At 61.7% G+C, this 21,998-nt stretch carries 27 protein-coding genes; 18 read left to right on the top strand and 9 right to left on the bottom strand.

Annotation, left to right across the window (positions count from 1 at the left end):
* The first annotated feature begins 86 nt into the window (after positions 1 to 86).
* Positions 87 to 767: a peroxiredoxin-like family protein gene (locus ACQ5BM_RS14730; protein WP_429812393.1), complete on the top strand. Its 681-nt coding sequence runs from the start codon at positions 87 to 89 to the stop codon at positions 765 to 767.
* Positions 768 to 943: 176 nt separating this feature from the next.
* Here the strand turns inward: ACQ5BM_RS14730 and ACQ5BM_RS14725 are convergent, their stop codons facing one another.
* The gene (locus ACQ5BM_RS14725) at positions 944 to 1,825 is read right to left on the bottom strand and encodes a LysR family transcriptional regulator (protein WP_429812390.1); all 882 of its coding nucleotides are present in this window, start codon (positions 1,823 to 1,825) and stop codon (positions 944 to 946) included.
* A gap of 127 nt (positions 1,826 to 1,952) precedes the next feature.
* On the opposite strand from ACQ5BM_RS14725, the gene ACQ5BM_RS14720 reads away from it, so the two are divergent.
* Positions 1,953 to 3,449: a CoA-acylating methylmalonate-semialdehyde dehydrogenase gene (locus tag ACQ5BM_RS14720; protein ID WP_429812387.1), complete on the top strand. Its 1,497-nt coding sequence runs from the start codon at positions 1,953 to 1,955 to the stop codon at positions 3,447 to 3,449.
* A gap of 165 nt (positions 3,450 to 3,614) precedes the next feature.
* On the opposite strand, the gene ACQ5BM_RS14715 is transcribed toward ACQ5BM_RS14720, so the two are convergent.
* Positions 3,615 to 4,634 carry a Fe(3+) ABC transporter substrate-binding protein gene (locus ACQ5BM_RS14715; protein WP_429812883.1) on the bottom strand — a complete coding sequence of 340 codons (1,020 nt, stop codon included), beginning with the start codon at positions 4,632 to 4,634 and terminating at the stop codon, positions 3,615 to 3,617.
* A gap of 214 nt (positions 4,635 to 4,848) precedes the next feature.
* Here ACQ5BM_RS14715 and rirA point away from each other — a divergent pair, with 214 nt between their 5' ends.
* Entirely contained in the window at positions 4,849 to 5,313 is a 465-nt protein-coding gene (rirA, locus tag ACQ5BM_RS14710) for an iron-responsive transcriptional regulator RirA (RefSeq protein WP_173515664.1), read from the top strand.
* Between the two features lie 89 nt (positions 5,314 to 5,402).
* Here the strand turns inward: rirA and ACQ5BM_RS14705 are convergent, their stop codons facing one another.
* Positions 5,403 to 5,792 carry a response regulator gene (locus ACQ5BM_RS14705; protein ID WP_429812385.1) on the bottom strand — a complete coding sequence of 130 codons (390 nt, stop codon included), beginning with the start codon at positions 5,790 to 5,792 and terminating at the stop codon, positions 5,403 to 5,405.
* Between the two features lie 72 nt (positions 5,793 to 5,864).
* Positions 5,865 to 6,578: a helix-turn-helix transcriptional regulator gene (locus ACQ5BM_RS14700; RefSeq protein WP_429812383.1), complete on the bottom strand. Its 714-nt coding sequence runs from the start codon at positions 6,576 to 6,578 to the stop codon at positions 5,865 to 5,867.
* Between the two features lie 648 nt (positions 6,579 to 7,226).
* Here ACQ5BM_RS14700 and ACQ5BM_RS14695 point away from each other — a divergent pair.
* From ACQ5BM_RS14695 to ACQ5BM_RS14660, 8 genes are all read left to right on the top strand, one after another.
* Complete coding sequence (locus ACQ5BM_RS14695) at positions 7,227 to 8,822, top strand: ABC transporter substrate-binding protein (protein ID WP_429812380.1); 1,596 nt, start codon at positions 7,227 to 7,229, stop codon at positions 8,820 to 8,822.
* Positions 8,823 to 9,036: 214 nt separating this feature from the next.
* Positions 9,037 to 10,041 carry an ABC transporter permease subunit gene (locus ACQ5BM_RS14690; protein WP_429812377.1) on the top strand — a complete coding sequence of 335 codons (1,005 nt, stop codon included), beginning with the start codon at positions 9,037 to 9,039 and terminating at the stop codon, positions 10,039 to 10,041.
* A 10-nt stretch (positions 10,042 to 10,051) separates the two neighbouring features.
* Positions 10,052 to 10,960: an ABC transporter permease subunit gene (locus ACQ5BM_RS14685; RefSeq protein ID WP_429812374.1), complete on the top strand. Its 909-nt coding sequence runs from the start codon at positions 10,052 to 10,054 to the stop codon at positions 10,958 to 10,960.
* Between the two features lie 2 nt (positions 10,961 to 10,962).
* Positions 10,963 to 11,805, top strand: coding sequence for an ABC transporter ATP-binding protein (locus ACQ5BM_RS14680; protein ID WP_429812372.1), 843 nt, complete (start codon positions 10,963 to 10,965; stop codon positions 11,803 to 11,805).
* Positions 11,802 to 12,629, top strand: a complete 828-nt coding sequence (locus ACQ5BM_RS14675) for an ABC transporter ATP-binding protein (protein WP_429812369.1) — start codon at positions 11,802 to 11,804, stop codon at positions 12,627 to 12,629. The genes ACQ5BM_RS14680 and ACQ5BM_RS14675 overlap by 4 nt, the downstream gene beginning before the upstream one ends.
* A 172-nt stretch (positions 12,630 to 12,801) precedes the next feature.
* Positions 12,802 to 13,149, top strand: coding sequence for a RidA family protein (locus ACQ5BM_RS14670; RefSeq protein ID WP_060516475.1), 348 nt, complete (start codon positions 12,802 to 12,804; stop codon positions 13,147 to 13,149).
* 173 nt (positions 13,150 to 13,322) lie between these two features.
* Positions 13,323 to 13,493 (top strand): hypothetical protein, encoded by a 171-nt coding sequence (locus tag ACQ5BM_RS14665; protein WP_429812366.1) that lies wholly within the window; start codon positions 13,323 to 13,325, stop codon positions 13,491 to 13,493.
* 136 nt (positions 13,494 to 13,629) lie between these two features.
* Entirely contained in the window at positions 13,630 to 14,760 is a 1,131-nt protein-coding gene (locus ACQ5BM_RS14660; protein WP_429812880.1) for an AI-2E family transporter, read from the top strand.
* Between the two features lie 6 nt (positions 14,761 to 14,766).
* On the opposite strand, the gene ACQ5BM_RS14655 is transcribed toward ACQ5BM_RS14660, so the two are convergent.
* Complete coding sequence (locus ACQ5BM_RS14655) at positions 14,767 to 15,564, bottom strand: response regulator (RefSeq protein WP_429812364.1); 798 nt, start codon at positions 15,562 to 15,564, stop codon at positions 14,767 to 14,769.
* A 177-nt stretch (positions 15,565 to 15,741) separates the two neighbouring features.
* On the opposite strand from ACQ5BM_RS14655, the gene ACQ5BM_RS14650 reads away from it, so the two are divergent.
* On the top strand, positions 15,742 to 15,939 hold the full coding sequence (locus ACQ5BM_RS14650; protein WP_429812361.1) for a NepR family anti-sigma factor: 198 nt from the start codon (positions 15,742 to 15,744) through the stop codon (positions 15,937 to 15,939).
* 51 nt (positions 15,940 to 15,990) lie between these two features.
* On the opposite strand, the gene ACQ5BM_RS14645 is transcribed toward ACQ5BM_RS14650, so the two are convergent.
* Complete coding sequence (locus ACQ5BM_RS14645; RefSeq protein ID WP_429812360.1) at positions 15,991 to 16,239, bottom strand: glycine zipper domain-containing protein; 249 nt, start codon at positions 16,237 to 16,239, stop codon at positions 15,991 to 15,993.
* A gap of 485 nt (positions 16,240 to 16,724) precedes the next feature.
* On the opposite strand from ACQ5BM_RS14645, the gene ACQ5BM_RS14640 reads away from it, so the two are divergent.
* On the top strand, positions 16,725 to 17,048 hold the full coding sequence (locus tag ACQ5BM_RS14640) for a hypothetical protein (RefSeq protein WP_429812357.1): 324 nt from the start codon (positions 16,725 to 16,727) through the stop codon (positions 17,046 to 17,048).
* 47 nt (positions 17,049 to 17,095) lie between these two features.
* Positions 17,096 to 17,293 (top strand): CsbD family protein, encoded by a 198-nt coding sequence (locus ACQ5BM_RS14635; protein WP_429812355.1) that lies wholly within the window; start codon positions 17,096 to 17,098, stop codon positions 17,291 to 17,293.
* Positions 17,294 to 17,526: 233 nt separating this feature from the next.
* On the opposite strand, the gene ACQ5BM_RS14630 is transcribed toward ACQ5BM_RS14635, so the two are convergent.
* Positions 17,527 to 17,724, bottom strand: a complete 198-nt coding sequence (locus tag ACQ5BM_RS14630) for a hypothetical protein (protein ID WP_429812353.1) — start codon at positions 17,722 to 17,724, stop codon at positions 17,527 to 17,529.
* A gap of 227 nt (positions 17,725 to 17,951) precedes the next feature.
* On the opposite strand from ACQ5BM_RS14630, the gene ACQ5BM_RS14625 reads away from it, so the two are divergent.
* From ACQ5BM_RS14625 to ACQ5BM_RS14615, 3 genes are all read left to right on the top strand, one after another.
* Positions 17,952 to 18,116, top strand: coding sequence for a DUF1328 domain-containing protein (locus ACQ5BM_RS14625; RefSeq protein WP_173515678.1), 165 nt, complete (start codon positions 17,952 to 17,954; stop codon positions 18,114 to 18,116).
* A 161-nt stretch (positions 18,117 to 18,277) separates the two neighbouring features.
* Complete coding sequence (locus ACQ5BM_RS14620) at positions 18,278 to 18,493, top strand: hypothetical protein (RefSeq protein ID WP_429812351.1); 216 nt, start codon at positions 18,278 to 18,280, stop codon at positions 18,491 to 18,493.
* Positions 18,494 to 18,515: 22 nt separating this feature from the next.
* On the top strand, positions 18,516 to 19,769 hold the full coding sequence (locus tag ACQ5BM_RS14615; protein ID WP_429812348.1) for an NAD(P)/FAD-dependent oxidoreductase: 1,254 nt from the start codon (positions 18,516 to 18,518) through the stop codon (positions 19,767 to 19,769).
* A 137-nt stretch (positions 19,770 to 19,906) separates the two neighbouring features.
* On the opposite strand, the gene ACQ5BM_RS14610 is transcribed toward ACQ5BM_RS14615, so the two are convergent.
* Positions 19,907 to 20,680 carry an SDR family NAD(P)-dependent oxidoreductase gene (locus tag ACQ5BM_RS14610; protein ID WP_429812345.1) on the bottom strand — a complete coding sequence of 258 codons (774 nt, stop codon included), beginning with the start codon at positions 20,678 to 20,680 and terminating at the stop codon, positions 19,907 to 19,909.
* Positions 20,681 to 20,809: 129 nt separating this feature from the next.
* Here ACQ5BM_RS14610 and ACQ5BM_RS14605 point away from each other — a divergent pair, with 129 nt between their 5' ends.
* Complete coding sequence (locus ACQ5BM_RS14605) at positions 20,810 to 21,373, top strand: TetR/AcrR family transcriptional regulator (RefSeq protein WP_429812342.1); 564 nt, start codon at positions 20,810 to 20,812, stop codon at positions 21,371 to 21,373.
* 91 nt (positions 21,374 to 21,464) lie between these two features.
* Here ACQ5BM_RS14605 and ACQ5BM_RS14600 read toward each other — a convergent pair whose 3' ends face one another.
* Positions 21,465 to 21,902: a hypothetical protein gene (locus ACQ5BM_RS14600; protein WP_429812340.1), complete on the bottom strand. Its 438-nt coding sequence runs from the start codon at positions 21,900 to 21,902 to the stop codon at positions 21,465 to 21,467.
* Positions 21,903 to 21,998: the final 96 nt, after the last annotated feature.

Here is a 21,998-nt window from a genome sequence, read left to right as displayed (position 1 = left end):
TCGAGGTCGATTTAAGGAGACATGCAGTAGAGCAGGGCGTTTGCGCCGCGCTCAACATCGAAGCGCTTGCCGGGCGGAGGTTGACCATGTCTCCACAATATTTGGAACATCCGTTGCGATTGGGCGAGCAGGCGCCGAACTTTGTGCTGGATGCGATCTCCCGCGAGGGGAAGATCGCACTTGATGATTTTCGCGGCCGTCGTCCGTTGTTGGTCGGGTTGTATCGGGGCCTGCTGTGTCCCTTCTGCCGGCGCCATGTCGCGGCGATGGCGCAGTTCAACCCGGCCCTGCGCGAAAAAGGCGTGGAGTCTCTAGCAGTGGTGAACACCCCGGTCGAACGCGCGCGACTCTATTTCCGCTATCATCCGATACCCGGCCTTCTTGCCGCATCCGACCCTGACCGGGCATCACACCGCGCCTTCGGCCTGCCTCTCCTCGAGTTCACCGAGGATGAGACCGACTGGCCACACAGGGTCGGGATGGACCTCGTCAAGACGATGCGGGTCGATCTGCCGGGGGAATTGCCCGAACCGATGGACCCGGCGACGGCCGGCGACCTCCTGAGCGAAAAGGACGGGTACGAAATCGCAGATGCCGATCAGCAGGTGAGGATACCCGGCCATATGCAGCTTGTCGGTCATTTCCTGCTCGATCGTGAAGGCGTGGTGCGCTGGAGCTTTACGGAAGTTGAGGACCAGGGCCAAAACCTGTGCCAGGCGCTCAATCCCGAGGAGTTGATGGCGGCTGCTTCGCAAGTCGCCCATTGACAGCGGCAATTCGCTCGACGAGGCCGCCGGGTTGCTGCTGCATGTTTCCTTAAATCGTATCCGCTTTAAGGACAAAACATGCAGTGCTGCAAAGTGTTACAGCGGCCCTTATGCGTCCGAAAACGCGCGGCGCTGTAGCGCGCGATTGGTCCGCGGATTTCTCCGTTTGAGGCGTATCAGACGAAGATCTGGTGCTCCGCCGTCACCAGTTCCTGCAGGAAGGCGACCACCGTGCGCACGCGCACGAGGTCGCGGGCGCTTTCGTGATAGGTGGTCCAGTAGGCACGGCGGATGGTCGTCTCCGGCAGGACGCGTTTGAGCTCCGGCGTGTGGCGGGCGATGTAATTGTGCAGGATGCCGATGCCGGCGCTGGAGCGCACCGCCTCCGTCTGGCCGGTGGCGCTGGAGATCTCGAAAGAGGCATCCCAGCTTCGCATGATCTCGGCGGAAAAGTTCAGCGATGGCGTGAAGATCAGGTCCTCGACATAGCCGATCCGGCGATGCTCCCTCAGGTCGTCGATCGTGCGCGGCATACCGTGCTTTTCGAGATAGGCTGACGAGGCGTAGAGGCCGAGCGTGTAATCCGTGAGCTTCGAGGAGACGAGGCGCCCCTGTTCCGGCCGCTCGATGGTGATTGCGATGTCGGCCTCGCGCTGTGACAGCGAGAAGGAACGCGGCACCGGCACGAGTTGCAGTTTCAGTTCCGGATAGCGGGCCGTCAGCCGGCCGAGGCGCGGCGCCAGGAAAGACACGCCGAAACCGTCGGGCGCGCCGATGCGAACGGTGCCGGCGATCGCCGTATCGATCCGGCCGATCTGCGATTGCGCCGCCAGCATCTCGGTTTCCATCCGCTCGGCTGCTGTGACGAAGATCTCTCCCTCGGCCGTCAGCTCGCAGCCGTTCGGCCGGCGCACCAGAAGCCGCGTCTTCAGCGTTTCCTCAAGCGCCGTCACCCGGCGGCTGAGAGTGGCATGGTTGACGCCGAGCCGTTTCGACGCCGCCAGGATCTGTCCGGTGCGCGCGACGGCTAGAAACATTCTGACATCGTCCCAGTTCATAGTGTCGAGACCTCGGTGCGCAGCCGTGGGCTTTAATTTCTGCACAACGGTTGCTGAATATAGGAAATTGATTTGTTGAAATCGTAGTGCGATCATGCCGCCACAATCAAGGTCTGGAGGAACCACCATGTACGAAATCGGTCATTTCATCGATGGTAAGCGCGTTGCCGGCAAGAGCGGCCGCGTCAGCAACATCTTCAATCCGGCAACTGGCGAAGTACAGGGTACGGTAGCGCTCGCCAGCGACGCGGAACTGGCGGCAGCGGTCGAGAGCGCCAAGGCGGCGCAGCCGAAGTGGGCGGCCACCAACCCGCAGCGCCGCGCCCGCGTCTTCATGAAGTTTGTCGAGCTTCTGAACGCGCACATGAACGAGCTTGCCGAAATCCTTTCGCGCGAACACGGCAAGACGATCGAGGACGCCAAGGGCGACCTCGTCCGCGGCCTTGAAGTCTGCGAATTCGTCATCGGCATTCCGCATCTGCAGAAGAGCGAATTCACCGAAGGCGCAGGCCCCGGCATCGACATGTATTCGATCCGCCAGGCCGTCGGCATCGGTGCCGGCATCACGCCGTTCAACTTCCCGGCGATGATCCCGATGTGGATGTTCGCCCCGGCGATCGCCTGCGGCAACGCCTTCATCCTGAAGCCGTCGGAACGCGACCCGTCCGTTCCGATCCGCCTCGCTGAACTGATGATCGAAGCGGGCCTGCCTGCCGGCATCCTCAATGTCGTCAACGGCGACAAGGGCGCGGTCGACGCGATCCTGACCCATCCGGATATCGCCGCCGTCTCCTTCGTCGGCTCGACGCCGATTGCCCGCTACGTCTATGGCACGGCGGCGATGAACGGCAAGCGCGCCCAGTGCTTCGGCGGCGCCAAGAACCACATGATCATCATGCCCGACGCCGACCTCGACCAGGCCGCCAACGCGCTGATGGGCGCCGGCTACGGCTCGGCCGGCGAGCGCTGCATGGCGATCTCGGTTGCCGTCCCGGTCGGCGAAGAAACCGCCAACCGCCTGATCCAGAAGCTGACCCCGATGGTCGAAAGCCTGCGTATCGGCCCCTACACCGACGAGAAGGCCGACATGGGCCCGGTCGTCACCAAGGAAGCCGAGCAGCGCATCCGGAACCTGATCGACAGCGGTGTCGAGCAGGGCGCGAAACTCGTGGTCGACGGCCGCGACTTCAAGCTCCAGGGCTATGAAAACGGTCACTTCATCGGCGGCTGCCTGTTTGACCATGTCACGCCCGACATGGACATCTACAAGACGGAAATCTTCGGACCGGTTCTCTCGGTCGTTCGCGCCAAGACCTACGAGGAAGCGCTCGATCTGCCGATGAAGCACGAATACGGCAACGGCGTCGCGATCTACACCCGTGACGGCGACGCTGCCCGCGACTTCGCCTCGCGCATCAACATCGGCATGGTCGGCGTCAACGTGCCGATCCCGGTTCCGCTCGCCTACCATTCCTTCGGCGGCTGGAAGTCCTCGTCCTTCGGCGACCTGAACCAGCATGGCCCGGACTCGATCAAGTTCTGGACCCGCACGAAGACCATCACCGAGCGCTGGCCCTCGGGCATCAAGGATGGTGCCGAGTTCGTCATGCCGACGATGAAGTAACGGGACAACAGATCCTCCCGCCTCGGGGCCTCCTTCGGGAGGCCCTTTTTGTTGGGTCCGGCGCATGGCAAATATGCTGCTGCTATCGGACTTGCCGGCGTGAGGCTGTAAACGAAAACAGCGGACCGATGGCCCGCTGTTCGCACTCAATCAGTTGGCTTGCGATCAGTCCTGCGGACCGTCGTTGTAGCCGACCTTGTCGACCAGTTCCGACGCCTTCTTGCGGTTAGCTGCGATCTCGGCGAGCGGCAGTTCGTCCGGCTTGATCGTGCCGAAGGACTTCACGACGTCAGACGGTTCGGCGCCCGGCAGAACCGGATATTCGAACACCTGCTCGGCGTAGATCTTCTGGGCTTCGCCTTCCGAGAGGAATTCCATCAGCTTCAGCGCGTTTTCCTTGTTCGGGGAATTCTTGGCGAGCGCCATGCCCGAGATGTTGACGTGCGTGCCGCGGTCCTTGGCGTTCGGGAAGAGCACCTTGATGGCGGCCGCCCACTCCTTCTGCTCCGGCTCCCGTTCGTTGGTCATCATCAGGCCGACATAATAGGTGTTGCCGAGCGCCAGGTCGCATTCGCCGGCGAGGATCGCCTTGGCCTGGTCGCGGTCGCCGCCGTCGGGCTTCTTGGCGAGATTGTTCTTGAGGCCGGTCAGCCACTTCTCGGTCTCGGCTTCGCCGTGGTGAGCGATCATCGAGGCGAACAGGCCGATATTATAGGAGTGCTGGCCGTCGCGGGTGCAGATCTTGCCCTTCCACTTCGGATCGGCAAGCTCCTCATAGGTGATGTCGTTCTGGGCGACACGATCCTTGGAGGCGTAGACGACGCGGCCGCGCGTGGTGAGCCCGAACCAGTTGCCGTCAGGATCGCGGAAATGTGCCGGGATGTCCTTGTTGATCGTCTCGTTGACGACCGGCTGCGTGACGCCTGCGTCCTTGGCTTCCGTCAGGCGGCTGATGTCGACGGTCAGGATCACGTCGGCCGGCGAGTTGGCGCCTTCGGCCTGGATGCGCTCGACGAGGCCCTTGTCGAGGAAGAGCACATTGGTGGTGATGCCGGTTTCCTTGGTGAAGGCATCGAGCAGCGGCTTGATCAGATCGGGCTGCCGGTAGGAGTAGATATTGACCTCACCGTCGGCCCAGGCGGCGCTCGTCGTAAGCAGGGTTGCCGTCAGGGACAAAACGCCCATCGCTGCTCTTGAAACGGACATCGCTTCCTCCATTTTCTTGTTTGATCTAAGTTAACAAAATCGCTCATCTTTCTGACGTCGACGCTGCAAACAGTCAATCGGGAAACCGTCAACACTCAAGAAGAAGTGATTTTTCAAGGTTTTTGGAATTGTTCCAAACTACGATCCGTCCTATATGATGAACTCGTGAACCTCTCGAATGCCGGAGTGAATGATGCGTCTGACGAAACAAACGAACTACGCGGTTCGCATGTTGATGTACTGCGCCGCGAACGGAGAAAAGCTCAGCCGCATTCCCGAAATCGCCAGGGCCTATGGCGTTTCCGAGTTGTTTCTCTTCAAGATTCTGCAGCCGTTGACCAAGGCCGGCCTGGTCGAGACCGTTCGTGGCCGCAATGGCGGCGTGCGTCTGCCGAAGCCCGCGTCGGCCATTACCCTGTTCGATGTCGTCAAGGTGACGGAAGACAGCTTCGCGATGGCGGAATGTTTCGAGGCGGGCGAGATCGACTGTCCGCTCGTCGATAGCTGCGGCCTGAACGCGGCACTCCGCAAGGCGCTCAATGCCTTCTTCGAGGTGCTGCAGGGCTATACGATCGACGACCTCGTCAAGGCGCGTCCGCAGATCAACTTCCTGCTCGGCCTCGAAGAGACGAAGCGTCCGCAGACGACGGCCGCCTGACGATCCCAGACGCACTGCATGTCAAAGTGCTAGAGCGACCTTTGTGCGTCTGATAGGGCGCGCGGCGCCGTGGCGGAGTTCGCCGGCTCTCACGCCTGCGGTAGATACTCCCGCAATATGAAATCGATCGCAGTCGGGTCGATTTCCGCCTTGTCGATGCGGAAATCCGCACCGTACTCCTCCAGATTCTGAAAATACGGATCGGCGAGCGACGCTGAAATTACCCCGATCGGACCGATGTAACCCTGGCGCCGGAGCGCCGGCACGGTCTCGCGGAAATCGAGCTGTGGGTGAAGCCGGTTATCCAGCAGGATCATCGACACCGGTTTGCCCGAGCGCAGGAACGCCAGCGCGTCTTCCATCGTCTGGCAATAATGCAGCTCGATCGCGATGTTGCTTACCTTGCGGATCAACCCGCGCAGGATCAGGTTTTCCGTCGGATCGTCGTCAACGAGCAGGATGTGAGCATTTCGCGTCATGACCGATACCCTTGCTGACTTGCGGGCGCCTGTTCGTGGGGCGTGGCCTCATGCAATACCACGCATCGGTTGTCACTGGATGATCTGTTCTCGGATCGCCTTCGCCACCATCTGGGTACGGTTGACGACGTCGAGCTTCTTCAGGATCGTTGCGGTGTGGGAATTCACGGTGTGCTCCGACACGGAAACGATGAGGGCGATCTCGCTTGCCGTCTTGCCGTGCGAGATCCATTTGAGAATTTCGGTTTCCCGCGGCGTCAGGCCCATGCCGGTCTTGTTGGCCAGGGCGACGCGATAGAAATAGTCGAAGGCTGAAACCGCGTCATAGGCAAGCTCGAAATGTTCGGCGCGGCCGATGTCGTCGCCATCGCCAAGAAAGAGCACGGCGTAGCGGGCGCCGCTCGCGGCCGCATGCACGGGCACGCTGAGGAGCAGCTCGAAGCCAAGCTGCACGAGCAAATTCTGGCCGGCGTCGCAACCCGGGTCGTCCGTCCGCCAGACGGAGGAAATCGCCGACCGGTGTAGCGTCTTGTAGAACAGAGAGTCTCCGAAGCGGTGGCGCTTGTCGTACTCCTCGGCGAGACCGGACGGCAGATCGTGCAGCACCAGGCGGCTGGACAGCATGCACGCATCGTTCTCGTTGCCGAGCTGGAGAATGCCGAAATGGCTGAAGCCGAAGCGGAGTGCCATGGTGTGGAAGATACGGAAGAAGTCGACGCGGTTCAGCGCTTTCTCAAGGTCGTCGCGAAGGTCGTACCGCCTGTGATTTTCCAGCAAAGCCGCCACGGAATGGCTATCCCCTTGTCGTCGCGCGGCAGTCTACCCGGCGCACCGGCGCAATCAACCGGCTAAGACCGGCTGCGGCATTGCTGGCAGCAAGCGTCATATCCGTTCCTCGGCAATCCTGCCGAAAGACGGCGAACGGTAAAAAGCGGCTGCCGGTCCCTCCCAAGGACGTCTGCGCACGTCGATTGTCTCCCCCGAGTTTGTATACATTTTATTGCACAATCCTGTTGGTGATTTCTACCATAGTATCTTGGGATTGACGGAAAGCTGTAGCGACCGAATCGAGTCCTCGTACGGCGAATGATCGCGTATTTCGCCAGCCCGCCGTTCGCGGTAGAATAGAAGTGGGCATCCGGGGTGAGACCAGCCCCGGTGGAGGGACGGACGAGGCGTGTGACAAACCCTGCGGAAGCAGGCGGAAAGCCTTGGTTCGAAAGCGTCGCGCTGCACTGATTCGTCAGTCGATTCTAAAACAGTGGACAGATATCCCGGCTCTACCTGAGGACGAATTTTTCGCATAGACAAATTTATGCGGCGACTTATTGCAATGCGACGCCAAATGTCGTTCCATCCGGCCTTGACCGGGGGGCAACGGCGTTCCGCGTCAGGAAAACACGAGAACAAAAACAAATCTGGGAAGCAAAGCTCATGAAAAAGCTCACTACTCTCTTTGCAGCGACGGCGCTTGCCACGCTGATGGCCGGCTCTGCCTGGTCGAAGACGTTCGTCTATTGCTCGGAAGGTTCGCCTGAGGGTTTTGACCCGGGCCTGTACACCGCCGGCACGACCTTCGACGCGGCTGCGCACACGGTCTACAACCGCCTGCTCGAGTTCAAGAAGGGCACGACCGAAGTTGAGCCGGGCCTCGCCGAGAGCTGGAAGATCTCCGACGACGGTCTCGAGTACACCTTCAAGCTGCGTCCGGGCGTCAAGTTCCAGACGACCGAATTCTTCACGCCGACCCGCGACCTCAATGCGGACGACGTCGTCTTCTCCTATGAGCGTCAGCTCAAGGCCGACAACCCGTGGAACAAGTACATCGCTGGCGCTTCGTGGGAATACGCAGCCGGCATGGGCTTCCCGGAAGTCATCAAGTCGGTCGAAAAGGTCGATGACCTGACCGTCAAGTTCACCCTGACGCGCAAGGAAGCACCGTTCCTCGCCAACATCGCGATGCCCTTCGCTTCGATCCTGTCGAAGGAATATGCCGACAAGCTGCAGGCTGACGGCAAGATGGAACAGATGAACCAGATGCCGCTCGGCACCGGTCCGTTCGCCTTCGTCGCCTACCAGCAGGACGCCGTCATCCGCTACAAGGCGAACCCGGATTACTGGGGTGGCAAGCAGAAGATCGACGACCTCGTCTTCGCGATCACCACCGACGCTTCGGTTCGCTTCCAGAAGCTCCAGGCCGGCGAATGCCATCTGATGCCGTATCCGAACGCTGCCGACGTTGAAAAGATGAAGGCAGACCCGAACCTGAAGGTCATGGAACAGGCCGGCCTCAACGTCTCCTATCTCGCCTACAACACGACCCAGCCTCCGTTCGACAAGGTTGAAGTCCGCAAGGCGCTGAACAAGGCGATCAACAAGCAGGCAATCGTCGACGCCGTGTTCCAGGGCGCTGCCCAGCCGGCCGTCAACCCGATCCCGCCGACGATGTGGTCCTACAACGACAAGCTCGAAGACGACACCTACGAGCCGGAAGTCGCCAAGAAGATGCTTGAGGACGCAGGTGTCAAGGACCTGTCCATGAAGCTCTGGGCCATGCCGGTTTCGCGTCCGTACATGCTGAACGCTCGCCGTGCAGCCGAACTGATGCAGTCGGACTTCGCCAAGGTCGGCGTCAAGGCCGAGATCGTCTCCTACGAATGGGCCGAATATCTCGACAAGTCCAAGGCCAAGGATCGTGACGGTGCCGTCATCCTCGGCTGGACCGGCGACAACGGCGATCCGGACAACTTCCTCGACACGCTCCTCGGCTGCAACGCTGTCGGCGGCAACAACCGCGCGCAGTGGTGCAACGAGGAATTCGACAAGCTCGTGAAGAAGGCGAAGGAAACCTCTGACATCGCCGAGCGCACGAAGCTCTATGAAGAGGCGCAGGCCGTCTTCAAGCGCGAAGCGCCGTGGGCGACGATCGACCACTCGCTCTCCGTCGTTCCGATGCGCAAGAATGTCGAAGGCTTCGTTCAGAGCCCGCTCGGCGATTTTGCCTTCGACGGCGTGGACATCGTCGAGTAATTTAGTTAACAGATCCTTAAGGGGGCGTTTGTCATAGGGCAAGCGCCCCTCTTTGCATCTACCGCGGCGCCACGCGTCACCCGACGCGCCAGGGGCGCTGTGACATTTAGTGTTGCTGCATGTTTTTGCGCTTGGGTCCGATAGGGTTTAAGGAAGCATGCAGTGGTGCCAGCGGCGGGAAACAATGCCGCGGCAACGTGGCGCGGGGTTTAACATGTTCCGATTTCTCATGGGGCGATTGGCTGTCCTGATTCCGACTTTCATCGGGGTCTCCATCATCGCCTTCTCCTTCATTCGCCTGCTTCCGGGCGATCCCGTAGCGCTGCTTTCGGGCGAGCGCGTCATGTCGCCGGAGCGACATGCGGAAATTTCTCATCAACTCGGTTTCGACCGGCCGATCGTGGTCCAGTACCTCGATTATCTCTGGGGCGTGCTCCAGGGGGATTTCGGCACCTCGATCGTGACCAAGAAGCCGGTCATCGACCAGTTCTTCGAACTGTTCCCGGCGACCGTCGAGCTTTCGCTCTGCGCGATCCTGTTTGCAGTCATCCTCGGCATTCCCGCCGGCGTGATCGCCGCGATCAAGCGCGGTTCGGCCGTCGATCAGGCGATGATGGGCACCGCGCTCGTCGGCTTCTCCATGCCGATCTTCTGGTGGGGTCTGCTGCTCATCATGCTGGTCTCCGGCATGCTGCAGTGGACGCCGGTGTCGGGCCGCATCTCGCTGATGTACTTCTTCCCGCCGGTCACGGGTTTCATGCTGGTCGACTCGCTGCTGTCCGGTCAGGCCGGTGCCTTCAAGTCGGCGGTCAGCCACCTGATCCTGCCGACGATCGTGCTCGGCACCATTCCGCTTGCGGTCATCGCGCGTCAGACGCGCTCGGCAATGCTCGAGGTGCTCTCTGAAGATTACGTGCGCACGGCGCGCGCCAAGGGGCTTTCGACCTTCCGTGTCGTCGGCGTTCATGCGCTGCGCAATGCGATGATCCCGGTGGTTACCACCATCGGCCTGCAGGTGGGCGTCATGCTCGCCGGCGCGATCCTGACCGAAACGATCTTCTCCTGGCCGGGCATCGGCAAGTGGATGGTAGATTCGGTGTCGCGTCGTGACTACGCCGTCATCCAGGGCGGTCTCCTGGTCATCGCCGCGGTGATCATGCTGGTCAACCTCATCGTCGACCTGCTCTACGGTCTCATCAATCCGCGTATCCGGCACTAAGGAGGGCGTCATGTCTCAAGCTGCTGCAACAAGCGCCGTTTCGACCGATCCGTCCCGCCGGGCGCGACTGGCCGAGTTCTGGTATTATTTCTCCGAGAACCGTGGCGCCGTCATCGGCCTCGTGTTCTTCCTTTTCCTCGTTCTGCTCGCCGTCTTCGCGCCGTGGATCGCCCCGCATGATCCGGTGGCACAGTACCGCGATGCGGTGCTGGTCCCGCCGGTCTGGCAGGAGGCCGGCCGCGCCGACTTCCTGCTCGGCACCGACGCCGTCGGTCGCGACATGCTGTCCCGCCTGATCTACGGCACCCGCTTCTCGCTGTTCGTCGGCGTCATCGTGACGACGCTGTCGCTCGTCGGCGGCATCGCGCTCGGTGTCATCGCCGGCTACTTCCGTGGCTGGGTCGATACCGTCATCATGCGCGTGATGGACATCATCCTTGCCTTCCCGTCGCTGCTGCTGGCCCTGGTGCTCGTCGCGGTGCTCGGCCCGGGCCTCGTCAACGCCATGATCGCCATCGCGCTCGTCTTCCAGCCGCACTTCGTGCGCCTGACGCGCGCTGCGGTCATGAGCGAAAAGACCCGTGACTATGTCGTTGCCGCCAAGGTTGCCGGTGCCGGCCATGGTCGCCTGATGTTCAAGACGATCCTGCCGAACTGCATGGCACCGCTGATCGTCCAGGCGACGCTCTCCTTCTCGAGCGCCATTCTCGATGCTGCGGCCCTCGGCTTCCTCGGCATGGGCGCCCAGCCGCCGACACCGGAATGGGGCACGATGCTCGCCGAAGCACGCGAGTTCATCAGCAGCCACTGGTGGGTGGTCACGCTGCCGGGCATCGCGATCCTGATCACGGTGCTGGCGATCAACCTGATGGGTGACGGCCTGCGCGATGCGCTCGACCCCAAGCTGAAGAGGTCCTGATCATGGCGCTTCTCGAAATCGAAAACCTGGTCGTCGAATTCCAGACGGCCTCCGGCCCCTTCCGCGCCGTCAACGGCGTGTCGATGAAGGTCCACGAGGGCGAAGTTCTGGCGATCGTGGGTGAATCCGGCTCGGGCAAGTCCGTGTCGATGCTGGCGGCCATGGGACTTCTGCCGTGGACGGCGAAAGTCACGGCCGACAAGTTGGCCTTCAACGGCCGCGACCTGCTCGGCATGTCGGCCAATGAGCGACGCAAGATCGTCGGCAAGGACATTGCCATGATCTTCCAGGAGCCGATCGCCAGCCTCAACCCGTGCTTCACGGTCGGCTTCCAGATCGAGGAAGTGCTCCGCGTCCATATGGGCCTCGACAAGGCCGCCCGGCGTAAGCGGGCGATCGAACTGTTCGAGGCGGTCGGCATCCCCGATCCGGCCGAGCGGCTCAACCACTTCCCGCATCAGATGTCGGGTGGCCAGTGCCAGCGCGTGATGATCGCGATCGCGATCGCCTGCAACCCGAAGCTGCTGATCGCCGACGAGCCGACCACCGCGCTCGACGTGACGATCCAGAAGCAGATCCTCGACCTCCTGATGAAGCTGCAGGCCGAGCACAAGATGGGCCTGATCATGATCACGCACAACATGGGCGTGGTTGCGGAAACCGCCGACCGGGTGGTTGTCCAGTACAAGGGCCGCAAGATGGAAGAGGCTGACGTGCTGACGCTCTTCGAGAACCCGAAGAGCAACTACACGCGCGCACTCCTGGCGGCCCTGCCGGACAACGCAACCGGCGATCGTCTGCCGACGATTTCCGAACTCTTCGTCGATGAGGGAGCTGCCCAATGAGCGTGATTCTCGAAGCGCGCAACCTGGTGCGCGACTACCATATCCCCGGCGGTCTGCTGAAGAAGGCGAAGACCGTTCACGCGCTCAAGGGCGTGAGCTTCAGCGTCGAACAGGGAAAGACCCTGGCGATCGTCGGCGAAAGCGGTTGCGGCAAGTCGACGCTTGGCCGCATTCTCACCCTGATCGACCCGGCAACCTCGGGCGAACTGCTGATCGAGGGCAAGAAGATCGACATCGCCAAGGGCGACATGACGGCGGAGATGCGCCGCAAGGTGCAGATCGTCTTCCAGAACCCCTATGGCTCGCTCAATCCGCGCCAGAAGATCGGCGATATCCTGATGGAGCCGCTGGTCATCAACACCGATACGCCCGCCGACGAGCGCCGGGATCGGGCGATGACGATGCTGAAGAAGGTCGGTCTCACCGAACTGCACTTCAACCGCTACCCGCACATGTTCTCGGGCGGCCAGCGCCAGCGCATCGCCATTGCGCGCGCGCTGATGCTGAACCCGAAGCTCCTGGTGCTGGACGAACCGGTGTCGGCGCTCGACCTTTCGGTTCAGGCACAGGTCTTGAACCTGCTTGCCGACCTGCAGGACGAGTTCAAGCTGACCTACGTCTTCATCAGCCACGACCTTTCGGTCGTGCGCTACATCGCCGACGACGTCATGGTGATGTATTTCGGCGAGGCCGTCGAATATGGCAGCCGCGACGAGGTCTTTGCTGATCCGAAGCACAGCTACACCAAGACCCTGTTTGCCGCGACGCCGCGTGCGGATGTGGCGAGCATCAAGGCCCGGCTTGCCAAGAAACGGGCCGCCTGAACCTTCGCCAATGAAATGAAACAAGGAAGCCGGGCAGCCACTGTCCGGCTTCTTTGACTCGGGGGCGCGATCGTGTAGAGGTGTCGCGCCGCCTTCACTTCTCGCCTTTCGGCGGCGGGCAGCCGCTTTTCGGCCGGACGGACCCGTTCGGCCCAACCTCAGGAACACGATCATGGAAATCAAGCGTTTTGAAACCGGCCCCCGTATGAGCCAGGCCGTGGTCTACAACAACACCGTTTACCTCGCCGGCCAGGTCGGCAATGCCGGTGACGATGTCGTGACGCAGACGAAGCAGGCGCTTGCCGAAGTCGACCGTCTTCTGGCGCTCGCCGGCACCGACAAGACCCGTATTCTGTCGGCCACCATCTGGCTCGCCGACATGGCCGACTTCCCGAAGATGAACTCGGTCTGGGACGCCTGGGCTCCGCAGGGCCATACCCCGGCGCGCGCCACCGGCGAAGCCAAGCTCGCGACCCCGGAATATCTGGTCGAAGTCATCGTCGTCGCTGCCGCCGCCTAAGGCCCGCGGTACGACCGTCGCATTCTTCCGCGCCGCCGGGCCTCGGGTCCGGCGGCGTCTTTCGTTGCCTTGCGTGCGCGCGCCAGCGGAACCAATCGACACGCCCGCACGTTAACTGTCCGATCCAAGAAACCGGCCAAAAAACCAGGCGAACGCATTTGGGAGGACTGTCGATGCTCTATTGGCTGCCACGGGTCTGTGTCCTTCTAGTCGCAGGCATCCTGATCGGGTTTGGTCTCGTTCCGTACACCGCAGCAGGTGTCGCCCATACCTTGCTCATCATCATTCTGGGGCTCGGCCTGCTGTCGCTGACCCTGCACGTCTTCCCGCCGGAGCATCATTGATCGAGCGCCGGGCGACAACTGTCCTTCTCTGCGATGAGTGCTGGACCGCCAGGGCATCAGGCCTTGGCAGGCGGTCGCGCGTCGCGCGTCACAGGGAGGCGCTATCCGGGTGGATGAGAGAAAGCGAGGCATGATGGTGGAAATGTTGCGGCAGGTCGCGTCCCGGAACAGGGCGAAGCGCCTCATCGACGAGGAAATCGCGGTCGTAACAGCAGCGCCTTCAGCCGCGCCGAAGCGCGATACAATCGAAATCCTCGTGGCCTGGAGCATTGTTGGCCTCTTCGTGATTGCCTGTTCGGCCGTCGTCTACACCATGGAAACGATCCTGATGCCGGTTGCTCTGGCGATCGTCATCGGCATCGTGCTTGGGCGAGCTGCCGATAGCCTGGCGCGGTTCGGATTGCCGCCCATCATGGGGGGCCTGCTTCTGGCGGTGTTCTTCGCTCTTGGCCTGTCGGCGATCGTCAACACGTTGCTCGGCCCGTTGAGCGACCTCGCTCAGCAGGCGCCTCGCCTCGCAGAGAGCGTCATGGAGCGCCTGCTGCCGTTCATCGAGCGGTTCGAATGGGGCCGGCTGGCGCTCGCCCGAGGGGCGGGCGAAGACGCGGTGGCCGACACGGTTATCAAGAATGCCGGGCCGATGCTCGGTCTCGTCGTCGCCGGATTGACGCCGGCGCTGGTTCAGACACTGATCTTCCTCGCCGCGCTCGGCTTCTTCCTGCTTGGACGGTTGCAATTGCGCCGGGCCCTGATCCTTGCGTTTACCAGCCGGGAAAGCCGCCTGAACACCATTCGCATCATGAACGCGATCGAGGAGGCATTGGCGCGCTATTTCTCGATTGCCAGCCTGGTCTATCTGGCGCTCGGTGTCGTCACGATGCTGATCGCGCTCGTCGGTGGGCTTGCCATGCCGCTGCTATGGGGATTGTTCGCCTTCGTCTCCAGTTTCATTCCCTATCTCGGCGTCACCGCCATGACGGCGGGATTGCTGGTGGGCGGCCTGATGACCCACGAGACGGTTCTGCTGGTCGTCGCTCCGGCCGCAGCCTTCTTCGTCGTCCATCTTGCCATGGAAAATCTGGTGATGCCGGCGATCCTGGGACACCGGCTCGAGGTCAACCCGTTCCTCGTCTTCCTGGCGATCATCTTCTGGACATGGATGTGGGGCGCCGTCGGCGCCATGTTGGCGCTTCCGCTTTCGCTGATCGCCATGGCGATTGTAGAGGAAATGCACGAGCAGCCATCGGAAAGACAGCTTCCCGGTTAGTTCACGTCAGCGCCGGGCCGAGCGTGCGTGCTCATCGAAGAACAGGGCCTGGCTGATCAGCGCCTTGACCATGTCCGGATTGAACGGCTTTGTGACGAGGAAGGCGGGTTCCGGTCGTTTGCCCGTGAGCAGCCGTTCCGGGAAGGCGGTGATGAAGATCACCGGCACCGCGGCCTGCGTGAGGATTTCGTTGACGGCATCAATACCCGAGCTGCCATCGGCAAGCTGGATGTCGGCGAGCACCATCTTCGGAGACGTCTTGCGATAGAGATCCATCGCCTCCGTATGGGTGCGGGCGATACCGGTGACCTTGTGACCGAGGCTGGTTACCATGTCTTCGATGTCGAGCGCGATCAGCGGCTCGTCTTCGATGATCAGCACGTCGGTGGCGACCTGGCGCGAGATGTCTTCCGAGGCAGCCGTCAAGAGTTTTGAAAACTCGCCTTGGCTCAGCCCCATGATCTCGGCCGCATCGGCGATTGAGAAGCCTTCGACCGAGATGAGCAGGAAGGCCTGGCGCGGGGCGGGCGCGATCAGCGAGAGGTTGGCGGCTGCCTGTTGCTCCCAGGCAAACGGCGAGGCGTTTTCCGTCCTATCGATCGAAATCTTCTCGAACTGCGAGCAGAATAGCTTGTAGAGGCTGATTCGATCGTTCGACGTGTCCGGAAAGAGGCTGATGTCTTCGATGAGTGCCTCGAGAACGGCGGCTACATAACCGTCACCCGCGGCCTGCGAACCGGTGACGGCGCGGGCGTAGCGGCGCAGAAAGGGCAGATGTGGCGCGATCCGGGTCGAAAGTGACATCAACGACTTCCTTAGGTGCAAAACGATTCGTTTGTTTTCTGAGGATAGGAGAGATCCGACGGAATACGTGAATGGTTTTGAACACGTTTTTCGGCCTAGAGCAAATCCGGCGAACTCCCGAATCGGTCTCCCGCGCGGGTGGATGGAAAAGACGGCAAGCGGTGGTAGAGGCTGAGCATGGATGACGCGATCGAAAGACGGGATGGGCGGGGTAGAGAATTGGGTGTGGCCGCAGAGGTCCCGGATGCCCATGAATTGATCGGCGCCCGATTGAAGGCGCTATACCAGGCGTTGGAACAGGAGCCGGTTCCCGACCTCTTCATCGATCTACTTGAAAAGCTGGAGAAAGCGGAAGCGGCGGAACGCGCGTCCTAACCCGCTTTGTGGAGAAACGGGCCTTGGCCCGTCTCTCCATTGTCATGCCGATCAGCAGGCGGCCTCATAGCGGCGGCCGTAGCGGTCGCGATAGATGCAGCGGCCCGGCTCGTTGGCATGTCCGATGAGCGCACCGGCGACACCACCAACCGCTGCGCCGACGGCTGCACCTCTGACATTGCCGGTTGCTGCGCCACCGATGATGGCGCCACCGGTTGCGCCGATTGCCGCACCCTTTTCGGTCTGCGTGCAGGCGGCCAGTGGGAGAATGAGGCTTGCTACGATCAGTATCTTTTTCATGACGCGTTCCTATCCGAAGGTTGCTCTGTTGAACATAGAATCGGTTGCTAGAAATTGATTTGCCGGGACTGATGACGAACAGAATGACGACAATGAGGCATCCGTCGCACCCCCTGCCGCGTCATTGGCCAGCTTTGACTTGCTCGCAAAGAGCGAGCTCCGTGTGGTGTGTCTTTGCCTCCCAGCCTCTCCTCCATCGCTCGGCCGCAGTCGCAGCGCTTGTTATCGTTGCGAAAACGACGACTGCGGCGTTTTGTTCCATAGCCTTTGCTCGGGCTTCGCATCTTGCGGCGGCAGTTGTATCGCGCAGTCGTCCTCGTCGGCGGCAGTGACCGCCGTGTTTCTTCGAATCTAGAGCGCGAGGCACGGGCGCGGCGAACGCATTGCGCGGGCAAAGGTTCCAACAAAAATTTGATCTCCGCCCGCGGAACGGGAGGGCACGCATCGCCGTTTGCCGTTCTCAGGTTTGACGTTGGAACATGCCCATGGAACATATCGCTGCCATCATGGTCCTCGTCGGCTGCATGCAGGCCACCGATGCCTGCCGCGAGGTGCCGGCGCCGATCGAAGCTTTCGAAACCGTAGACGAATGCCGGGAACTGCTTTCGCCGGCGATCGAGGCGACCGCCGGGAGCTTCAAGCATGCCTATGGTGCCTGTGCCGAGGTCGATCCGGCCCTGTTTGTGGAGGATGCGACGATCGAGTGGCACGTTACCGCTTCGGGTCGCCTGCAGGTCAAGGTGCAGGTGGATGACGGCAGCTATGCCGTCGCTGTGCGCCGCGACAGCAATGCGAAGGGCCGCAATTGAGTTCACGAGGCGCCGCGCCGCGGCGTCATCAACCGAAAGGCGAAGCAATGAATTGGGATATCGTTGAAGGCAAATGGCATGAACTGAAAGGCAAGGTCCAGGCGCAATGGGGCGAGCTCACCAACGACGACCTCGATATCATCGATGGTCGCCGGGAGGAGCTTGCGGGGCGCATTCAAGCCCGTTACGGGGTCGCGCGCGACGAAGCGGAGCGACAGATCGACGAATGGATGTCTCGGCGCTGAGGCATGCCGCGCGAAAGTCCGCAGCGATTTTATGCGAAATGTCCAAACATGAAACGAAAGGGCGCGAATCTGAAGGATCGCGACGGGTTATAGGGAAGCACTGGATATCGCGTCACTTCACGGGGAATTATTTCCCAGTGATGTTCAAATGCGAATGCGGTAAAGGGAAAATATAATAAGACCACACGCCCGATGTTGGCCGCGGATGCTTTTTATATACCTGCGGCGCTAGCCTATTTATTCTTTTTTATCCGTTCGCGCCGGTGAAGTTCTTTGAGAAGATGTTCGAGTTTCGCGCTCTGATCTTCGCTGCTATTGACGTATAGTTCGCGCATCGTCTTGCCGATGTGGAGATTCCGGTCCCGGATATCCCTTCTCTCCCGACCCGCTTCAACCGCCGTTTTCCAGATATGTGCTGCCGGCATTTTCATTTCGACCCTGCATATTCCATGGAGGAGGAACGTCAGAGTATCGCGAAGGTTCCGGGCGTTTCCTGTACAAACAGTCTCGATTCGGGACTCTTTTGTTTATCGTGGTAAATGATGGGTTAATGCTCTGTGGAGATGAAGGTTCTCGCAGATCGCGTTTCAGATGCCATTCGGAACAAAGTGATAGTTGTGGCGTTTGCTCTGCAGTGATCCTGGCAAGGAGAATTGCTATGTTATACTATGCACTTGTCTTTCTCGTTGTGGCAATCATAGCGGGTGTACTTGGTTTCAGTGGCATCGCGGGTGCCTCCGCGGGCATCGCGCAGGTCCTTTTCTTCCTTTTCCTCGTCTTCCTGGTGATTTCGCTGGTTGCGGGTCTGGTGCGTCGAGGCTGAGCGGTCGCAAATTCGAGCGGGTTCGACACGGGCGGCGGCAACGTCGCCCTTCCTGCATCTGACCCTCGGCTTGGTCTGCTTGCCCTTGCGGGCCCGCTTGGCTATTGATGCCGAAACCGCAGCTTTTCCTTGAGGGTACCGAGCATCGTGAAATCGCTGGAATGTGGCTGAAGATCAAGGTCGCCTCTTCGATCGTGGCAACCTCCTCCAGCCATCTGCTGCGGATCTTCTTGAGCACGCAGCTATATTCGAGCGAACATCGGACGTGGGGCGGCGATCACGCATCTTGCCTTCGTCGTCTCTGCCATGCCGCTTGGCGCGCTGAAGAAGAAATGACGTTGGCGCCGTGGCTTTGGCGAAGCCGCGGCTTGATTTGATCGGATTATGGGGCAGCCGCAAATGAAGACTGATGTAGTGGTTCTCGGCGCCGGCATCGTCGGCATTTCCACCGCCATCCATCTGGCGCGGCGCGGCAAGTCGGTGGTGCTGCTCGACCGTCGCGGTGCCGGCGAGGAAACCTCCTACGGCAATGCGGGCCTGATCCAGCGCGAGGGGGTGTTTCCCTATGGCTTCCCGCACGACTTCGGGGCGCTCTTCCGCTACGCGCTGAACAACACCATCGACGCCCACTACCATTTCCGTGCCTTGCCGGGATTGGTGCCGTTCCTGGCCCGCTATTGGTGGCATTCGGGCTTTACCCAACACCAGCGCATCGCCCATCTCTATGCGCCGCTGATCGAGCATTCGATCAGCGAACATCAGGACCTGATCGAAGCATCCGGGGCCGGCGAGCTCATCCGCAAGGACGGCTGGATGAAGGTGTTCCGCACCGAGAAGCAGCGGGACGCCGCCTACAAGGAGGCGGAAAAGCTTTCGGCCGGCTTCGGCGTCAATCACCAGAAACTCTCGACCAGCGAGCTGAAGACGATAGAACCGTCGATCAGGGCGGATCTCGTTGGCGGTCTGCGCTGGAGCGATCCCTGGTCGATCCGTGACCCGCACAGCCTCAACAAGGCCTATCTCGCCTATTTCCAATCGCTCGGCGGGCGCCTGGTGTCCGGCGACGCGGCCACAACCGAGCATGTGCTCGAAGGTCCCGGCTGGCGTGTTGCGACACCGGAGGGCCCGCTCGAGGCCCGCGAAGTCGTCGTGGCGCTCGGCCCTTGGGCCGACACGGTTACCCGCAAGCTCGGCTATCACTTCCCGCTCGCGGTCAAGCGCGGCTACCATATGCACTACGGCATGCAGGAGGGCGCTGAGCTCAACAACTGGGTGCTCGACGCCGAGAGAGGTTACTTTCTGGCGCCGATGCTGCGCGGTGTGCGCCTCACAACCGGCGCCGAGTTTGCCTGGCGCGACGCGCCGAAGACGCCAGTGCAATTGACGCGCGCCGAGCGGGTGGCGCGCGAGTTCTTCCCACTCGCCGAACGCCGCGACGAGGAGCCGTGGATGGGCGCGCGTCCCTGCACGCCGGACATGATGCCCATTATCGGCAAGGCGCCGCGCCACGAGGGCCTGTGGCTCGCCTTCGGCCATGCGCATCATGGCATGACACTCGGGCCCGTGACGGGCAGGGCGCTGGCAGAGGCCATGACCGGCGAAAAGACGGTGATCGATATCGTGCCCTACCGCCCGGAACGTTTTCTGGCCTGACGCAATCCCGCGAGAGGTATCGGGCGGTTTACCGTGCGGAAACGCGTCGTTTCAAGCATTGTTCGGGCAGGCTGCGCGCAACGTTTGAACAAGGCCGGAGCAATGTTTCCGGTCTTGTTCGTTTGCTGCAAGCGGCTTCAGGCGTTGGTGCCGCCGTCGATGGTGAATTCGGCGCCGGTGACACTGCGGCCGTCAGGACCTGCAAGCCAGGCGACGACACCTGCCACATCGCTTGCTTCGTTGAAGCGCGGGATCGCCATCAGCCCGCGCTGCGGACCGGCGTGCGCGCCATCGGCGGGGTTCATGTCCGTATCCGTCGAGCCGGGATGGACGACGTTGACGGTAATCCCCCTCGGCCCGAGGTCGCGCGCCACGGCCTTGGTAAATCCCACAAGTGCACTCTTGCTCAGCACATAGAGGCTCATGCCCGACCAGGGAACGCGGGCGGCGAGGTTGCTGCCGATCGAGATGACGCGTCCGCCCTCGGGCATATGCGCAGCCGCGGCGCGCGTGGCAAGAAACACGGCCTTCACATTGACGTCGATTGTGCGGTCGAAGTCCTCGGTGGTCACCTCCGTCACCGTTCCGGCATCGAATACACCGGCATTGTTGACGAGGATATCGATGCGGCCGTGTTTTTCGGCGACCGTCCGGACGGCGGCCTCGACGGCGCCCGCCTCGCGATTGTCCGCCTTGATTGCCAACGCGCTGCCGCCGTCCCGCGTGATCTCCGTCACCAGCGCCTCGGCCTTCGCCTTGGATTGACTGTAGGTCACCGCCACGGTCGCGCCTTCCGTCGCCAGCCGCTTTGCGATCGCCGCGCCGATGCCACGGCTGCCGCCCGTCACCAGGGCCACCTTGTCTTTCAGATTCGTCACCGCGTCTCTCCATATTTGTAGTGATCGATACATATATGGAGAGACAACTTGCCAGGCGCTGTCAAGCGATTTATGTATTGATCGATACAGAAAGGAATTGCTCTCATGTCGAGCCGCGGCCGTCCACGCAATTTTTCCCGAGAGGAGGCACTGGCGCGTGCCATGCAGCTGTTCTGGGATAAGGGCTACGACAACACGTCGCTTGCGGATCTGACCCAGGCAATGGGGCTGAAACCGCCAAGCCTTTACGCCGCCTTCGGCAGCAAGGCACGGCTCTTCATCGAGGCGGTCGATCTCTATGGCCGGACGGATGGCGCCGGCATCTGGGATGATCTGGAGGCGGCGCCAACGGCCAAGGCGGCGGTACACGACCTTCTGAGGCGGACCGCCGACAACTTCACCCGCGGCATAGAACCGCGCGGCTGCATGGTCGTGCTCTCTGCGCCGCAAATGGAGGGTGGGGATGCGGAAGTGTGCGACGCGTTGAAGATGCGTCGGCTCGAGAAGCAGGTTGCGCTGGAGCGTCGGTTTGAGCGCGGCGTCGCCGAAGGCGACTTGCCGGAAGGTACCCCATGCGCGGCAATCGCGGCCTATGTCGCTTCGCTCCAGCACGGAATGTCGATCGAAGCGCGCGACGGGGCGACACGAGAAACCCTGCTGGCAGTCGCCGACTGCGCCGCCGCGGGGTGGGATGCGATGATCGCGGCATCGATCAAGCCGAACTGAGCGCTCGCTCGATCTGCCGCGTGACCCTTGCCGTCCTGACCGCGAATGGCCCGGAGGGCGTGCCCTCCGGGCCACGGGTATCGGTCAGCCGTTACTGCGCGGGCTGCGTCATGTTGGGCGTGGTGCCCGGGGTGGAGTTCGGGGTCGAACCCTGCGTTTCGGGTGTCTGGCTGCCCTGCTGCGGCGCCGGCTGCGTCGCCGTTCCGCTGGAAGGTGCCGTGCCGGTGTCAGCCGGCGGAGTAGCCTGGCCCGTCGTGCCCGGTGCCGTCGTATTAGGGGTTGCCTGGCCAGTAGCCGGCTGGTCCGCTTTCGGCGGCGGTGCGGCCGTGTCGGCCGTATCGCGGCTCAGTTCGGCCGGCAGCCAGGCGATCAGCGCCAATACCAGACCGGCGAGCAGGATGATGACGATCGGCCAGTTGCTGCGCCCCGAGCGGGCCGGAGGCACATCGCTCATCTGCGTTTGCGGCATAGGCTGACCGGTCACCGGATCGATTACCGGCTTGTCCTTGAACTCTTCGTGCTGGTTCATTGCGTTCATCCTTTTCTTGGCGTCCTCCTGGCCGCAGACGACTGCTCCTGAACCTTCCCGAACAGTCGTGGGGCAACGGATTTCGCGCCGTCGCGA

The sequence above is a fragment of the Ensifer sp. B1-9 genome, assembly GCF_050474445.1.
GTDB lineage: Bacteria > Pseudomonadota > Alphaproteobacteria > Rhizobiales > Rhizobiaceae > Ensifer.
The sequence above is the reverse complement of the archived record's forward strand: the minus strand, read 5'-3'. Positions and strand labels throughout refer to the sequence as shown.

Bases quoted from the DNA above. Each gene is read 5' to 3' on its own strand.
- ACQ5BM_RS14620 (WP_429812351.1), top strand. From the start codon at position 18,278: ATGTGGCTGAAGATCAAGGTCGCCTCTTCGATCGTGGCAACCTCCTCC.
- ACQ5BM_RS14630 (WP_429812353.1), bottom strand. From the start codon at position 17,724: ATGAAAATGCCGGCAGCACATATCTGGAAAACGGCGGTTGAAGCGGGT.
- ACQ5BM_RS14680 (WP_429812372.1), top strand. From the start codon at position 10,963: ATGGCGCTTCTCGAAATCGAAAACCTGGTCGTCGAATTCCAGACGGCC.
- ACQ5BM_RS14645 (WP_429812360.1), bottom strand. From the start codon at position 16,239: ATGAAAAAGATACTGATCGTAGCAAGCCTCATTCTCCCACTGGCCGCC.
- ACQ5BM_RS14615 (WP_429812348.1), top strand. From the start codon at position 18,516: ATGAAGACTGATGTAGTGGTTCTCGGCGCCGGCATCGTCGGCATTTCC.
- ACQ5BM_RS14690 (WP_429812377.1), top strand. From the start codon at position 9,037: ATGTTCCGATTTCTCATGGGGCGATTGGCTGTCCTGATTCCGACTTTC.
- ACQ5BM_RS14665 (WP_429812366.1), top strand. From the start codon at position 13,323: ATGCTCTATTGGCTGCCACGGGTCTGTGTCCTTCTAGTCGCAGGCATC.
- ACQ5BM_RS14640 (WP_429812357.1), top strand. From the start codon at position 16,725: ATGGAACATATCGCTGCCATCATGGTCCTCGTCGGCTGCATGCAGGCC.
- ACQ5BM_RS14675 (WP_429812369.1), top strand. From the start codon at position 11,802: ATGAGCGTGATTCTCGAAGCGCGCAACCTGGTGCGCGACTACCATATC.
- ACQ5BM_RS14605 (WP_429812342.1), top strand. From the start codon at position 20,810: ATGCAGCTGTTCTGGGATAAGGGCTACGACAACACGTCGCTTGCGGAT.
- ACQ5BM_RS14670 (WP_060516475.1), top strand. From the start codon at position 12,802: ATGGAAATCAAGCGTTTTGAAACCGGCCCCCGTATGAGCCAGGCCGTG.
- ACQ5BM_RS14685 (WP_429812374.1), top strand. From the start codon at position 10,052: ATGTCTCAAGCTGCTGCAACAAGCGCCGTTTCGACCGATCCGTCCCGC.
- ACQ5BM_RS14655 (WP_429812364.1), bottom strand. From the start codon at position 15,564: ATGTCACTTTCGACCCGGATCGCGCCACATCTGCCCTTTCTGCGCCGC.
- ACQ5BM_RS14650 (WP_429812361.1), top strand. From the start codon at position 15,742: ATGGATGACGCGATCGAAAGACGGGATGGGCGGGGTAGAGAATTGGGT.
- ACQ5BM_RS14625 (WP_173515678.1), top strand. From the start codon at position 17,952: ATGTTATACTATGCACTTGTCTTTCTCGTTGTGGCAATCATAGCGGGT.
- ACQ5BM_RS14715 (WP_429812883.1), bottom strand. From the start codon at position 4,634: ATGGGCGTTTTGTCCCTGACGGCAACCCTGCTTACGACGAGCGCCGCC.
- rirA (WP_173515664.1), top strand. From the start codon at position 4,849: ATGCGTCTGACGAAACAAACGAACTACGCGGTTCGCATGTTGATGTAC.
- ACQ5BM_RS14635 (WP_429812355.1), top strand. From the start codon at position 17,096: ATGAATTGGGATATCGTTGAAGGCAAATGGCATGAACTGAAAGGCAAG.
- ACQ5BM_RS14705 (WP_429812385.1), bottom strand. From the start codon at position 5,792: ATGACGCGAAATGCTCACATCCTGCTCGTTGACGACGATCCGACGGAA.
- ACQ5BM_RS14725 (WP_429812390.1), bottom strand. From the start codon at position 1,825: ATGAACTGGGACGATGTCAGAATGTTTCTAGCCGTCGCGCGCACCGGA.
- ACQ5BM_RS14695 (WP_429812380.1), top strand. From the start codon at position 7,227: ATGAAAAAGCTCACTACTCTCTTTGCAGCGACGGCGCTTGCCACGCTG.
- ACQ5BM_RS14600 (WP_429812340.1), bottom strand. From the start codon at position 21,902: ATGAACCAGCACGAAGAGTTCAAGGACAAGCCGGTAATCGATCCGGTG.
- ACQ5BM_RS14720 (WP_429812387.1), top strand. From the start codon at position 1,953: ATGTACGAAATCGGTCATTTCATCGATGGTAAGCGCGTTGCCGGCAAG.
- ACQ5BM_RS14610 (WP_429812345.1), bottom strand. From the start codon at position 20,680: ATGTATCGATCACTACAAATATGGAGAGACGCGGTGACGAATCTGAAA.
- ACQ5BM_RS14730 (WP_429812393.1), top strand. From the start codon at position 87: ATGTCTCCACAATATTTGGAACATCCGTTGCGATTGGGCGAGCAGGCG.